This window comes from Amycolatopsis vancoresmycina (assembly GCF_000716785.1).
In the GTDB taxonomy this organism is placed as follows: Bacteria; Actinomycetota; Actinomycetes; order Mycobacteriales; family Pseudonocardiaceae; genus Amycolatopsis; species Amycolatopsis vancoresmycina.
In genome coordinates this window covers 1-13684 of the sequence record NZ_JNYY01000022.1, presented here as the reverse complement: position 1 = coordinate 13684, position 13684 = coordinate 1, and the positions used below count along the sequence as shown (strand labels likewise).

The 13684-nt window shown below is 71.5% G+C and carries 14 protein-coding genes; 8 read left to right on the top strand and 6 right to left on the bottom strand.

Annotated elements, in window-relative coordinates; genetic code table 11:
• Positions 1 to 209: 209 nt before the first annotated feature.
• Both OO60_RS36875 and metG read right to left on the bottom strand, forming a co-directional pair.
• A complete protein-coding gene (locus OO60_RS36875; RefSeq protein WP_003062058.1) occupies positions 210 to 1046 on the bottom strand; it encodes a TatD family hydrolase in 837 nt (278 codons plus the stop codon).
• 10 nt (positions 1047 to 1056) lie between these two features.
• Positions 1057 to 2853, bottom strand: a complete 1797-nt coding sequence (gene metG / locus OO60_RS36870; RefSeq protein ID WP_003062055.1) for a methionine--tRNA ligase — start codon at positions 2851 to 2853, stop codon at positions 1057 to 1059.
• A 53-nt stretch (positions 2854 to 2906) separates the two neighbouring features.
• Here metG and OO60_RS36865 point away from each other — a divergent pair, with 53 nt between their 5' ends.
• From OO60_RS36865 to OO60_RS36845, 5 genes are all read left to right on the top strand, one after another.
• Positions 2907 to 3506, top strand: coding sequence for a PadR family transcriptional regulator (locus OO60_RS36865; RefSeq protein WP_003062052.1), 600 nt, complete (start codon positions 2907 to 2909; stop codon positions 3504 to 3506).
• An 80-nt stretch (positions 3507 to 3586) separates the two neighbouring features.
• Positions 3587 to 4564, top strand: coding sequence for an ATP-binding cassette domain-containing protein (locus OO60_RS36860; protein ID WP_003062048.1), 978 nt, complete (start codon positions 3587 to 3589; stop codon positions 4562 to 4564).
• Positions 4554 to 5318, top strand: coding sequence for an ABC transporter permease (locus OO60_RS36855; RefSeq protein ID WP_003062046.1), 765 nt, complete (start codon positions 4554 to 4556; stop codon positions 5316 to 5318). Before OO60_RS36860 ends, OO60_RS36855 begins: the two co-directional genes overlap by 11 nt.
• Before the next feature lie 78 nt (positions 5319 to 5396).
• Positions 5397 to 6011 (top strand): glycoside hydrolase family 25 protein, encoded by a 615-nt coding sequence (locus OO60_RS36850; protein WP_003062043.1) that lies wholly within the window; start codon positions 5397 to 5399, stop codon positions 6009 to 6011.
• A 19-nt stretch (positions 6012 to 6030) separates the two neighbouring features.
• On the top strand, positions 6031 to 7272 hold the full coding sequence (locus OO60_RS36845; protein WP_033263095.1) for an aminodeoxychorismate synthase component I: 1242 nt from the start codon (positions 6031 to 6033) through the stop codon (positions 7270 to 7272).
• 39 nt (positions 7273 to 7311) lie between these two features.
• Here the strand turns inward: OO60_RS36845 and OO60_RS36840 are convergent, their stop codons facing one another.
• Positions 7312 to 8268 carry a quinone oxidoreductase family protein gene (locus OO60_RS36840; RefSeq protein WP_003062038.1) on the bottom strand — a complete coding sequence of 319 codons (957 nt, stop codon included), beginning with the start codon at positions 8266 to 8268 and terminating at the stop codon, positions 7312 to 7314.
• Between the two features lie 42 nt (positions 8269 to 8310).
• On the opposite strand from OO60_RS36840, the gene OO60_RS36835 reads away from it, so the two are divergent.
• The gene (locus tag OO60_RS36835; protein ID WP_003062035.1) at positions 8311 to 8844 is read left to right on the top strand and encodes a QsdR family transcriptional regulator; all 534 of its coding nucleotides are present in this window, start codon (positions 8311 to 8313) and stop codon (positions 8842 to 8844) included.
• Here the strand turns inward: OO60_RS36835 and rsmI are convergent.
• Positions 8837 to 9673 (bottom strand): 16S rRNA (cytidine(1402)-2'-O)-methyltransferase, encoded by an 837-nt coding sequence (rsmI, locus tag OO60_RS36830; RefSeq protein WP_033263094.1) that lies wholly within the window; start codon positions 9671 to 9673, stop codon positions 8837 to 8839. The genes OO60_RS36835 and rsmI overlap by 8 nt on opposite strands.
• A gap of 67 nt (positions 9674 to 9740) precedes the next feature.
• On the opposite strand from rsmI, the gene OO60_RS36825 reads away from it, so the two are divergent.
• Positions 9741 to 11309, top strand: coding sequence for a dolichyl-phosphate-mannose--protein mannosyltransferase (locus tag OO60_RS36825; protein ID WP_003062031.1), 1569 nt, complete (start codon positions 9741 to 9743; stop codon positions 11307 to 11309).
• Here OO60_RS36825 and OO60_RS36820 read toward each other — a convergent pair whose 3' ends face one another.
• On the bottom strand, positions 11310 to 12023 hold the full coding sequence (locus OO60_RS36820; RefSeq protein ID WP_033263135.1) for an AraC family transcriptional regulator: 714 nt from the start codon (positions 12021 to 12023) through the stop codon (positions 11310 to 11312). It lies immediately after the preceding gene.
• An 82-nt stretch (positions 12024 to 12105) separates the two neighbouring features.
• Between OO60_RS36820 and OO60_RS36815 the strand changes: the two genes are divergently transcribed.
• Positions 12106 to 12681 (top strand): class I SAM-dependent methyltransferase, encoded by a 576-nt coding sequence (locus tag OO60_RS36815; RefSeq protein ID WP_003062022.1) that lies wholly within the window; start codon positions 12106 to 12108, stop codon positions 12679 to 12681.
• 41 nt (positions 12682 to 12722) lie between these two features.
• On the opposite strand, the gene OO60_RS36810 is transcribed toward OO60_RS36815, so the two are convergent.
• Positions 12723 to 13684, bottom strand: a 962-nt coding sequence (locus tag OO60_RS36810; RefSeq protein ID WP_033263093.1) for a serine/threonine-protein kinase, incomplete at its 5' end; no start/stop codon positions are given.

Genomic DNA, 13684 nt, shown 5'->3' with positions numbered 1-13684 from the left:
CGGGGATCGTTCCCTTTCACGAGACGGCGGTCGGGGGCGCCGTCTCTACGACTGGGCGTGACGATCGGCAACTGCTGAGCGCAGGTCCGACCGGCACGATCACGGGACAGTAACGGGTCGCGGCGGGTTGCGCAAACACCCCCCGGAGTGTCGTGATCCCCGTCACTCCATCAGGTGGACGAGCCCGGAACCCTGTTGTCGCAATGCGTTCAACCCGATGTGACGCTGGGGAGTCGGTACACCCGTTCGGCCGTGGTCCGGACCGATTCGGCGACTTCGTGGACAGCTTCGCCCCTGAGCGCCGCGAGGTGACGGACGGTGTAGGCAGCGCCGTACGGCTCGTTCGGCCGCCCACGGAACGGGTGGGGGGTCAGAAACGGCGCGTCGGTCTCGACGAGGTACTGCCCGGCCGGGCAGAGCCGGGCCGCCGCGTGGAGCCCCTTCGCGTTCTTGAACGTCACCGTGCCCGCGAAGGAAAGGACATACCCCGCGTCGACGCACTGGCGGGCCATTTCCGCGTCCCCGGAAAAACAATGGAAAATTACGGCATTCGGCGCACCCTCTTCGGCCAGGATGCGCAGCACGTCGTCGTGGGCCTCGCGGTCGTGGATCATCAGCGGCTTGCCCAGCCGCTTCGCGAGGTCGATGTGCCAGCGGAACGCCTCCTGCTGGGCGTCGTGCGGCGAGTAGTCCCAGTAGTAGTCGAGGCCGGTCTCGCCGACGGCGACCACGCGCTCGTGCCCGGCCAGCCGCTCGACCTCGGCCTTCTCGGCCTCGCCGAACTCCTTGGTCCGGGTCGGGTGGATCGCCACGGCCGCCCAGACCCGGCGGTCCCAGGACGCCGCCTCGGTGGCCCAGCGGGCCGAGGCGAGGTCGTCCGCGACCGTGACGACGCGGGCGACGCCGGCGCGCTCGGCGCGGTCGACCATGGCCGTGACATCGGCCGCGGTGACCGCGCCGCACGCGTCGAGATGGGTGTGCGCGTCCACCACCGACACCGGTAGCCGGTCCGGGACCGGCGGCAGTTCGCGCTTCTCGTCACCCATGCAGTACCTCTTAGTCCTTCGTGATCGGCGCCCACTCCGGACCGGTCTCGCCGAGCGCCGGGTCGAGCTTGGTGAACAGCGGCGACGGCTTCTGCAGGGGCTTGCCGACCTCGATCGGCGTCGACTCCCACTTCGCCTGCTCGCTCGCGTAGTCGCCGGTCAGGATCGGGTTGACCCGGCCGTCGATGTCGAGGTCCTCGACCTCCTTGAGCTCCGGCTGGGCGGCCCAGACGCCGGTGCCGCCGAGTGCCTCGTGCACCTTCTGCGCCGAGTGCGGCAGGAACGGCGTCAGCAGCGTGTTGGCGTCGGAGACGACCTGCAGCGCGGTGTGCAGCACGGTGTCGCGCCGCGCCGGGTCGTCCTTGAGCTTCCACGGCTCCTGGTCGGAGATGTACTTGTTCGCCGCGGTGACGACCTTCATCGCCTCGGCCGCGGCCAGCTTGAACCGGGACCGGGCCAGGTGCGCGCCCGCGGTGTCGAACGCCTTGCGCGACAACGCCTTCAGGTCCTCGTCGGCCGCCGTCGGGGCCTCCGGGCGCGGGATGGCGCCGACGTTCTTGTGCGCCATCGAGATCGACCGGTTGACCAGGTTGCCCCACTCGTTGGCCAGCTCGAAGTTGGTCCGGCGGACGAACTCGTCCCAGGTGAAGTCGGTGTCCTGGGTCTCCGGGCCGGCGACCGAGATGAAGTACCGCAGCGTGTCCGGGCCGAAGTCGCGCAGGAAGTCCTCGACGTAGATCACGCGCCCGCGCGAGGTCGAGAACTTCGAGCCGCTCATGGTGAGGAACTCGCTGGAGACGATCTCGTCGGGCAGGTGCAGCTTCCCGTACTTGCCCGGCTCGCCACCCTTGTCGCCCTCGCCGTTGTGGCCGAACAGCAGCGCGGGCCAGATCTGGGCGTGGAAGGTGATGTTGTCCTTGCCCATGAAGTAGTAGGACCGCGCGTCGGCGTTGTTCCACCACTCCTGCCACGCGTCCGGGTTGCCGGAGCGCCGCGCCCACTCGACGCTGGCCGAGAAGTACCCGATCACCGCGTCGAACCAGACGTAGAACCGCTTCAGCGGCTGGTCGCGCCAGCCGTCGAGGGGGATCTTGACGCCCCAGTCGAGGTCGCGGGTGATCGGCCGCGGCCGCATGTCGTCGATCAGGTTCTTGGTGAAGTTGAGGACGTTCGGGCGCCAGTCGGTCTTCGTCGACAGCCAGTCGCCGAGGGTCTTGGTGAACGCCGGCAGGTCGAGGAAGTAGTGCTCGGTCTCGACGAACTTCGGCGTCTCGCCGTTGATCCGCGACTTCGGGTTGATCAGCTCCGCGGCGTCGAGCTGGTTGCCGCAGTTGTCGCACTGGTCGCCGCGCGCGCCGTCGTACCCGCAGATCGGGCAGGTGCCCTCGACGTAGCGGTCGGGCAGCGTGCGGCCGGTGGACGGGCTGATCGCGCCACGGGTCGTCTTGGGCACGACGTAGCCGTTGCGGTGCAGCGCGAGGAAGATCTGCTGCGTCACCTCGGCGTGGTTGCCGGTCGTGGTCCGGGTGAACAGGTCGTAGGACAGGCCGAGGCCCTGCAGGTCGGTGCCGATCTGGCGGGTGTACTTGTCCGCCGTCTGCTGCGGGGTCGAGTTCTCCTTGTCCGCCTGGACGGTGATCGGGGTGCCGTGTTCGTCGGTGCCGGACACCATGAGCACCCGGTTGCCGGCCATTCGCTGGTAGCGGGAGAAGACGTCGGACGGGACGCCGAATCCGGACACGTGGCCGATGTGGCGGGGGCCGTTGGCGTAGGGCCAGGCCACCGCGGTCAACACAGGGGTGCTCATACCTTATTAGCCTACGGAGGGCGTCACGCGCTTTGTCGGGAGGGAGGCCCCGGTTGTCGGCGACACGGCTGCTCGTGCTCGGGGTGGTGCGGATGTACGGCCGCGCGCACGGCTACCAGGTGCGGCGCGAGCTGCTGACCTGGTCGGCGGACAAGTGGGCCAACGTCCAGCCCGGGTCGATCTACCACGCGCTGAAGAAGATGACCGCCGAGGACCTGCTGGCGCAGGTCGACGTCGAGCCGGGCGACGGCGGCCCGGACCGCGTCGCATACCGCATCACCGAAGAAGGCGACCGGGAGTTCCACCACCTGCTGGGCACCGCGCTGTCGGATCCCGAGGTCGGCCACCCGGAGCTGTCCGCCGCGATCTCGCTGATGACGGCGCTGCCCCGCAAGCGGGTGATCGGCATGCTGAACCAGCGGCTCGTCCACCTCGAAGCCGAGGTCCGGCGGGCCGGCTGGCTCATCCAGGAGGGCTCCGAGTGGGGCCAGCCCGCGCACATCTCCGAGCTGTTCGGGCTCTGGGCGCAGATCTCGGCGGCGAGCCTGGACTGGCTGAAGCACCTGATCGCCCGGCTCGAGGCGGGCGAATACGTGATGGCCGACGACCCGGGCCGCGCCTTCGGGGAGCCGCCGGCCGGGGCCGTCGAGTAATCAAGTTTGACTAGCGGAACCTGGTGGGGCACAGTGTGCGCCTCAGCTAGTCAAGCTTGACTACTTGGAGAGGGGATCCCATGATCACGGCACGCGGCCTCGAGCGGCGCTTCCGCCGCAGAGGCCGCACTGGGGGCGAAGTCCACGCGGTGAAGGGCGTCGACCTCGACGTCGAAGCGGGTGAGCTGGTCGGTTTCCTCGGGCCCAACGGCGCCGGGAAGACGACCACGCTGCGCATGCTGACCACGCTGCTGAAGCCGACCGCGGGCACCGCGACCGTCGGCGGCCGCGACCTGCTGGCCGACCCGCTGGGGGTGCGGGAGCGGATCGGCTACGTCGCCCAGGGCGGCGGCACCGCGCCGGAGAGCAAGGTCGCCGACGAGCTGGAGCTGCAGGGCAGGCTCTACCGGATGAGCAAGGCGGACGCGATCGCGCGCGGCGCCGAACTCGCCGAGCAGCTCGACCTGACCGGGCTGGACCAGCGGCTGACCAAGACGCTGTCCGGCGGGCAGCGGCGGCGGCTCGACATCGCGCTCGGGCTGATCCACGCACCCGGCCTGGTGTTCCTCGACGAGCCGTCGACCGGCCTCGACCCGCAGAGCCGCGCGAACCTGTGGGAGCACATCCGCCGGCTGCGCGCCGAGCAGGGCGTCACGGTCTTCCTGACCACCCACTACCTCGACGAAGCCGACGCGCTGTCGGACCGGCTGATCGTCATCGACGACGGCCGGATCGTCGCCGAGGGCACGCCGGACGCGCTGAAGGCGCGGGTGAACGGCGACCGCGTCGAGGTGGGGGTCGACCCGGAGCAGGGCGCGGACGCCGCCGAGATCGCCGGGCGGCTGACGGGCGCACAGGAGCTGTCCGCCGACGGCGGGGAGATCCGGTTCCGGGTGCCGCGGGGCGACGTCGCCCTGCCGGAGCTGCTGCGCGCGCTGGACGCCAAGAACATCCCGATGCTGTCGGTCCAGGTGCACCGGCCCACGCTCGACGACGTTTTCCTGACCCTGACCGGGCGATCGCTCCGGGAAGCGGAGGAGGCCGGCCGTGCTGCGTGACACCTGGCTGATCTTCCGCCGCGAGATGACGGCGGCGCTGCGCAACCCGACGTGGGTGCTGATCGGGATCATGCAGCCGCTGCTCTACCTGTTCCTGTTCGGGCCGCTGATGGTGCGGGCCGTGCAGGCCCAGGGCCTGTCCGAAGTGGACGGCTGGATGCTGCTCACCCCGGCGCTGATCGCCCAGCTGGCGCTGTTCGGCAGCTCCTTCGTCGGCTTCGGGCTGCTGGCCGAGTACCGCGCCGGCGTCGTCGAGCGGTTCCGGGTCACGCCGGTCAGCCGGGTCGCACTGCTGCTGGGCAAGGTGCTGGCCAGCGCGCTGCAGGCGGTGGTGCAGGCGCTGCTGATCATCGCGCTGGCGTACCTGGCCTTCGACCTGGACGCGCCGGTCGGCGGCGTCCTGCTCAGCCTGGTCATCGTGTTCCTGCTGGCGGTTTCGCTGGCGTCGTGCTCGTACGCGCTGGCGTTGACGCTCAAGAGCGAGGAGACGTTCCCCGCCCTGCTCAACGCGGTGCTCATCCCGCTGCTGCTGCTCTCCGGGATCCTGCTGCCGATCACCTCCGGCGCCGCGCCGGAGTGGTTGTACCGGATCTCGCAGATCAACCCGTTCCGGCACGTGGTGGACGTCGAGCGGAACACCTTCCGCGGCGACTTCACGATGGACGCCCTGTTCACCGGCAGTGTCGTGGTGCTGGTGATGGCCGTGGTGTCGGTGTGGTGGGGAACACGCACGTTCCAAAAGGAAAACGCCTGATCAACCGGGCGCGTGTCACTGCGGGTCCGTCTCCGGCGACGTATGGTGTGCTCTCCACCGACGCGCCGGGGGCGGACCGTGACAGAGCCCGAGAACGAACTCGGCATCTCGCTGTCGCACCGCGAGCAGGTCGCCGACTGGCACGCCGTGGGGGCCGCGCAGACCCGGTTCGTGTCGGTGACGATCAGCGAGAACGTCAACTGGAGCAACTCCGCGGCCGAGCGCAACCTGACCGGCGCGCAGGAGGCCGGGCTGCACGCCGGCGGACGGCACTACGCGCGGCCCGGGGCGGTGCACGATCAGGCGGACTTCTTCGTGCGGACGGCCAGCAGGCTCGGCGCGTTCGCACCCGGGTCGCTGGCGCCGGCGCTGGAAGTGGCGGCGCCGAGCGTCGACGACCGGTTCGTCAAGGCGTGGATCAAGCACGTGCGGCACGCGGCCCGCATCGAACGGGTGCTGGTGTACGCCGACCACGACTGCTGGGCGCACCGGCTGCACCCGGACCGCTGGGCCGACAGCGAGGTGGTGCTGTGGCTGGTCCGGCACAACGGCATCCCCGGGCGGCCGGGCTGGTTCCACTCTCGGCTCGGCGTGCACCAGCACGCGTACACCCCGGCCGTCCCCGGCATCGCCGGGCCGGTGGAGCAGAACGCCGTCGTGTACCCGTTCACATTGGGCGACCTGCTGCTCTGACCTGTGGTGGTATGTCGCCATGCGCGTGACGAGCAGGCCACTCCGGACGGACGTGACGCCGTCGCACGCCTTCTCGGTGCTGGCCCACCACGCCGCCGCCCGCGGCCTGCCGCCGCCCGCCATGCTTTCGGGTGACTGGTTTTCCGCCCGGGCGGTGATCGCGCCATCGCTTGACGTGTCCCCTGCGTCGCTGCCCGCCTTCCCGGCCTCCGGCGCCGCGTCCGAGGTGATCGGCGGCGGCTGGTTCGGCTACCTGGCGTACGACTCGGCGGACCCGTCGGGCCGGACCGGTTCGCTGCCCGCGTCGGCGTGGGGCTGGGCGGACCACGTGCTGCGCTGGTCCGCTTCCGGGACGTGCTACCTGGAATCGCTGGACGGCGGCGGGCCGTCGGTGTCCACAATGGAGTCGCTGCTGGCCGCGCCCGCGCCCGCGCTTTCGTGGACGGCGGGGCCGCTGCGGCGGCCGCTGCCCTCGGAGCACCGGGACGCGGTGAAGGCGTGCGTGCACGCGATCGAGGCGGGCGAGCTGTTCCAGGCGAACATCTGCAGCCGGTTCACCGGGCCCTTCTCGGGTGATCCCGCCGCGTTGTTCGCCGCCGGGGTTTCGTCGCTCTCCCCCCGCCGCGCCGCCTTCCTGTCCGGCCCGTGGGGGTCGGTGGTCTCGTTTTCGCCGGAGCTGTTCCTGGCCCGGCACGGGCGCGCGGTGCGGTCGACGCCGATCAAGGGGACGCTGCCCCGCCGCGGGCCGTCCGACGACGGGAACGCCCGGCTGCTGCGTCAGTCCACAAAGGACGTGGCGGAGAACGTGATGATCACCGACCTGGTGCGCAACGACCTCGGCCGGGTCTGCGAGGTGGGCACGGTGACGGTGCCGTCCCTGCTGCAGGTCCGCCCGGCGCCCGGGGTGTGGCACCTGGACTCGACGGTGACCGGGGTGCTGCGCCCGTCGGTGTCGGACGCTTGTCTGCTGGAGGCGACCTTCCCGCCGGGTTCGGTGACGGGCGCGCCGAAGATCCGCGCGCTGGACCTGATCGCGTCGCTGGAACCCTGTGGCCGCGGGGTGTACACGGGCGCGATCGGGCTGGTGTCCCCGGTGGCGGGGCTGGAGCTGAACGTCGCGATCCGCACGTTCGAGATCGCGGCGGGCCGCATTTCCCTGGGCGTCGGCGGCGGCATCACGGCGGACTCGGACCCGGAAGCAGAGTGGCAGGAGTGCCTCCACAAAGCCGCCCCCCTGGAAGCGCTGCTGGCCGGCTCGTGAGTGGTAAGGCGGGTTCTAACCCGCCTTACCACTCACGACCTACTTGCGGGGGTCGAGGAGGAGCTTGCCGACGGTCTTGCGGGAGCGCAGGGCCTCGTGCGCGCCGCGGGCGTCGGACAGGGCGTACTCGCCGCCCGCGATCGCCTTGAGCTCGCCGTTCTGCACGAGGTCGAACAGCTCGGTGAGCGCGGTGCCGAAGACGTTGCCCGGCAGGCGGAACACGTGCGGCAGCCACATGCCGCTGATGGTCGTGCTGTGGCCGAGGATGTTGCGCAGCTCCACCGGCTTCGGGTTCTCGCGGCCCGCCATGCCGTAGAACGCCAGCCGCCCGAACGGGGCCAGCGCGGCGATGCTCTGGTCGGTCGTCGGCCCGCCGACCATGTCGAGGACGACGTCGACGCGGCGGCCGCCGTTCGCTTCGAGCAGGGCCGCCGTCATGTCCTCCGCGCGCGAGTCGATGGCCACGTCGGCGCCCAGGTCGAGGGCGAGGGCACGCTTCTCCTCGCTGCTCGCGGTGGCGATGACGCGGCCGGCGCCCCACGCCTTGGCCAGCTGCACGGCGACGGTCCCCACCCCGCCGGCAGCGGCGTGCACGACGACCGATTCACCCGCGGCCAGGTGGGCGTTCTTCCGGAGCAGCACCCAGGCGGTCGTGCCCTGGACCAGCATCGACAGCGCGGTGAGGTCGTCGATGCCGTCGGGCAGCGGGAAGGTGGTGGCGGCCGGGGCGACGGCCTTCTCGGCGTACCCGCCCCCGCCGTTGAGGAGGGCGACGACCCGCTTGCCGTCGTGGGTGCCCACGACTTCACCACCGGGCACGAGCGGCAGCTGCGACGGCGCGAGGTAGCTGTTCTCGGCCTGGTGGGTGTCGGCGTAGTTGACGCCGATGCGGTCGACGTCGATCAGGACCTCACCGGGCCCGGCCACCGGATCGGGCAGCTCGACCGGCGTGAGCACCTCGGGTCCGCCGAACTCGGTCACCTGCACTGCGCGCATGTCGCGTTCCCTCTCGGTCGTGGTTGTGAGACATTCTGGCATATGTCTCAGGAGTTCGAGGTGGCCCGTGAGTGGTTCCTGTCCGGCCGCCGGCTCGACATGGGCGAGCTGGCGCAGGAGCTGTCGATCAGCCGGGCCACGCTGCACCGCCGCATCGGCAGCCGCGACCGGCTGCTGGGCGAGATCCTGTGGTCCCTGTCGTCGGCCTCGATCGCCCGGCTGTGGCCGTCGTGCGTCGGGCGCGGCGCCGCCGGGATCGCGGACTTCGTGAGCGGGTACGTCCGGTTCGCGAACGACTCACCGCCGTTCCGCGACTTCCTGCGCCGCGAGCCGGAGCGGGCGTTGCGGCTGCTGACGACGAAGGCGAGCGTGTGCCAGCAGCGGACGACGCAGAAGCTGGTCGCGCTGCTGGCCGAAGAGGTGGCGGCCGGACGGCTGGTCCCGCCGCTGCCGGTACCGGACCTGGCCTACCTGCTGGTGCGGATCGGCGAGTCGTTCGTGTACACGGACGTGATCACCGGGGATGCCCCGGACGCGGCGAAGGCGCACGCCGCGGTCACGGCGCTGCTCACTTGACCCGGGCCGCGAGCACGGCGTCGTAAAGCTCCTTCTTTGACACCCCGGCCGCCTCCGCGACCTCCGCCGCCGCCGACTTCAGGCGCTCGCCCGACGCCACCCGCGCCGACACCTCGTCCACCAGGTCCGCCACCGAAACCGCTCGCGGCGCCGCCCCCGCCAGTACCACCGTGATCTCCCCGCGGACCCCGTCCGCGGCCCACGCGGCCAGCTCTTCGAGGGTTCCCCGCTTCACCTCTTCGTACGTCTTCGTCAGCTCCCGGCACACTGCCGCTTGCCGCGAACCGCCCAAAACGGAAACGGCGTCCGCCAGCAGGGAACCCAGCCGGTGCGGGGACTCGAAGAAGACCGCCGTGCGGGGCTCATCGCGCAACGCCGTCAACCAGCGGGTCCGCTCGCCCGGCTTGCGGGGCGCGAACCCCTCGAAGCAGAACCGGTCGCACGGCAACCCGGACAACGCGAGCGCCGTCGTCACCGCGGACGGGCCCGGCAGGCAGGTGACCGGCAGGTCTTCCGCGACGCAGGCCGCCACCAGGCGGAAGCCGGGGTCGGACACGCTCGGCATCCCGGCGTCCGTCACCAGGACCACCGTCTCGCCCGCCTGCAGCGCTTCGAGCAGCTTCGGCAGGCGCGCCGACTCGACGTCCTCGTAGAAGCTCACCACGCGCCCGCGCGGGGTAACTTCCAGCGCCGACGCCAGCGACCGCAGCCGCCGCGTGTCCTCGGCCGCGATGACGTCGGCGTCCGCCAACGCCGACGCCAGGCGCGGGGAAGCGTCGCGGACGTCGCCGAGCGGGGTGGCGGCGAGGATCAGGCGGCCCTGGGTCACCCCGTCAGCCTAGGCTGATCAGCGGATCCGGACGACGGACGCCCTGTCCCGCCCGTAGGATCGCCCCGTGACCGCCGTGCTGACCCGTCCCGACGACGAAAGCGTCCGGCCGGACCCGGTCGAGGCGCTCCGGCCGCCCACCGACCGCGAACTGACCCTCCTCGGCCGAGGCATGCCGACGGACCGCCTCCGCGGCTGGGTCGTCACTCTCGTGCTGACCGTGATCGGCGGGATCGTCCGGCTGCAGAACCTCGGTGACCCGACCGACAAGGGCAGCCCGGTCTTCGACGAAAAGCACTACGTGCCGCAGGCGTGGCAGATGCTGCGCAACGGCGGTTACGAGGACAACTACGGCTACGAGCTGGTCGTCCACCCGCCGCTGGCGAAGCAGCTGATCGCGATCGGCGAATGGCTGTTCGGCTACAACGGCTGGGGCTGGCGGATCATGCCCGCGCTGGCCGGCACGCTGATGGTGCTGCTGGTCGTCCGCATCGCCCGCCGCCTGACGCGCTCGACGCTGCTCGGGGCCATCGCCGGCATCCTGGTGATCAGCGACGGCGTGCTGCACCTGCAGTCGCGGATGGGCATGCTCGACATCTTCATCGCGCTGTTCGTGCTCGCCGCGTTCGCCTGCCTGCTCGTCGACCGCGACCAGGTGCGCGAACGGCTCGCGACGGCGGTCCGCGAGGGCTGGGTCAACGAGTCCGTCTGGGGTCCCAAGCTCGGCTTCCGCTGGTGGCGGTTCGCGACCGGGCTGATGATCGGGCTCACCTTCGGCGTCAAGTGGTCGGCGCTGTACTACATCGTCGCGTTCGGGCTGCTCAGCGTCGGCTTCGACGTCGCGGCGCGGCGCGCGGCCGGTGTCGAACGGCCCTGGCTGGGCACGATCCGCCGGGACGTGCTGCCCGCGCTGTGGGCGATCCTGGTCATCCCGTTCCTGATGTACTTCGCCGCGTACTGGGCCTGGTTCGCCAGCGAGACCGCCACCGATCGGCACTACACCGAGATCAAGGACATCGCGCCGGGCTTCTGGTCGTGGGTGCCGCCGGCGCTGCGCTCGCTCGGCGACTACACGGGCAATGTCCTGCACTTCCACGAAACGCTGGTCACGCCGAAGGACAACCCGCACCCGTGGGAGTCCAAGCCGTGGACGTGGCCGATGGGGCTGCGCCCGATGCTGTACAGCTACAACGGCGACGTCACCGGCTGCGGCGAGGCCCGCTGCATCAGCGCGACGATGCTGATCGGCACGCCGGCGATGTGGTGGCTGGCCATCCCGATGCTCGGCTGGGCGGCCTGGCGCTCGATCTTCCGCGCGGACTGGCGCTACGCGGCCGTGCTGGTCGGCTACCTCGGCGGGTACGTCTTCTGGTTCACCAACATCGACCGCCAGATGTACTTCTTCTACGCGACTCCGCTGGCCGCGTTCCTGGTGCTCGGGCTGACGCTGTGCCTCGGCCAGATCCTCGGCGGCGCCCGGCGCGGCTTCGAAAGGCGCGGCACCGGTCTGCTCGTCGTGTCGCTGTACGTCGGGCTGGTGGTGGCGAACTTCGCCTGGCTGTGGCCGATCCTGAACGGCATCGCGATCACGAACGGCCAGTGGGAGGCCGAGCGCTGGCTGCCGTCCTGGCGCTAGCTACCCCGCGAAGTAGGCGCCGGGCGTGACACCGACGGCCCGCCGGAACGCGGCGACGAACGCGCTCGCCGAGCTGTACCCGACGCGGTAGGCCACCGTCTCCAGCGGCGTGCTCTCGGCCAGCAGCGGCAGCGACGCCCGCAGCCGCACCTGCGTGCGCCACGTCCCGAACGGCATCCGGCACTCGCGGACGAAGATCCGCGCCAGTGTCCGTTCCGCGGCGCCGACGTCCCGGCCGAACTCGGCGAGGGTCCGCGGGTCCGCTGGGTTCGCGAGCACGGCCGCCGCCACGTCGAGGGCGCGCGGGTCCGACGGCGACGGCACCACGATCGGCACCACGTCGAGGGGTTCGAGCAGGTCGAAGGCCACGGCTTCGGCACGCAGCCGGGCGGGTGGCGCGACCCCTTCGGCGGTCAGGTACTCCAGGAGTTCCCGCAGCAGCGGCCGGACGACGACCATCCGCGGCTGCGGCCACGACACCGGCGACTGCGAGGGGTCGGCGTAGATGCCGCGCAGCTGCGCCCGCCCGAGCGCGCCGGTGCGGTGGCGGACGCCGGCCGGCATCCAGAGCGCGCGCGTCGGCGGCAGCACCCAGCCCGCGTCCCCCGCCTTGACCGCGACGACCCCGCGCGCCGACCAGACCAGCTGGTGGGCGGGGTGTTCGTGCCACGGGAACCAGGTGCCGGCGGGGACGTCGAACGCGCCGAGCAGCATGGCGCCGAATTGGCTGTTCTGCGACATCGGTTGGCAGCATATCGGCTACCGGTCACCGCGGCCGCTCCCTAACGTCGACGCCATGCCGATGAACCTCATCCACCGCAGGATCTGCAGCTCCGAGAAGTGGGCGCACAAGATCGAAGACCGCCTGACGCCCTGGCTGGCCCGGTTCGGCCTCGGTGACGACGTGCTCGAGATCGGGCCCGGCTTCGGCGCCACGACGAAGGTGCTGCTCGACGTCGTGCCCCGGCTGACGGTCCTGGAGATCGACCCGGCGTCGACCGAGCTGCTGCGGGCGAAGTTCGGCGGCCGCGCCGAGGTCGTCGAGGGCAGCGGCGCGGAGATGCCGTTCGAGGACGGCCGGTTTTCCGCCGTCACCTGCTTCACGATGCTGCACCACGTGCCGACGGCCCGGCTGCAGGACGCGATCTTCGCGGAGGCCGCCCGCGTCCTGCGCCCGGGCGGCACCTACTGCGGCTTCGACGCCCAGCTCAACTTCCGCTTCCGCCTCAAGCACATCGGCGACACGATGAACGTCCTCGACGCGGCCACCCTGCCGGCTCGCCTGGAAAAGGCAGGCTTCGAGCAGGTCGAGATCGACGTCCGGCCGAAGGAGCTGGTGACCTTCTCAGCCGTCAAGCCCCCGCGGTCGTGAGTGGTAAGGCGAGTTAGAACCCGCCTTACCACTCACGAGGGTCAGCGGCGCGGGAGCTGGCTTCCCGGCTGGCGGGGCACCACCCGCGTTACCGGGCCGTCCGCGGACTTGCCCGCCCGGGACAGCCAGCCCTCGACCTCGCGCCGCACCGCGTTCAGCGTCGGACGGCGTCGGGGCTCCGGGTCCAGGGACGCCGCCAGCAGCCGCGCGTGCGCGCTGCGCTGCGGCAGCCGGGACACCGGCTCCGCGCGGGCCGCCGCCATCAACGCCGCCATCGGCGTCTCGCGGGTGCCGCGGGGCGGCTGGCCCGACAGCGCGTAGCTGATCGTCGCGGCCAGCTGCCACGCGTCGGACGCCGGTGAGGCCGGTGACCCCATGGCCTGCTCCGGGGCGACGAAGTCGGGCGTGCCGATCATCATCCCGGTGGCCGTCATCTTCGAGTCGCCCTGGCTGCGGGCGATGCCGAAGTCGATCAGGTGGGCCAGGCCGCTCGGGTCGAGGACGATGTTCGACGGCTTGATGTCGCGGTGCAGGACGCCCTTGTCGTGCGCCGCGGCGAGCGCGCCGGCCATCGTCGCCCACAGCCGGCCCGCCGCGACGTCGTCGAGGGGGCCCTGGCCGTCGACCAGCTCGGCCAGCGGGCGGCCTTCCAGGTACTCCATCACCAGCGCGAGGCCGTCCGGCTCCTCGGCGAGGTCGTACACCTTGACGCAGTTCGGGTGGCTGACCACGGCGAGCGCGCGGGCCTCGCGCTGCATGCGCTCGGCGGTGTCGCGGTCCGGCGCGTGCGCGATCTTCAGCGCGACCGTGCGGTTCAGCTGCGTGTCGACGGCCTGCCAGACCGTGCCGAACCCGCCCGCGCCGAGCTGCTTGACGCGGCGGTAGCGGCTGCCGCCGGCGTTGCGCGAGCCGGGCGGCGGCGGGATCGGGCCCGGGGCCGCGGCCAGCGCGCCGGCCATCGGCGGGGCCGGTGGCTCGGGCGCGGACGCCAGCGCCGTCTTCG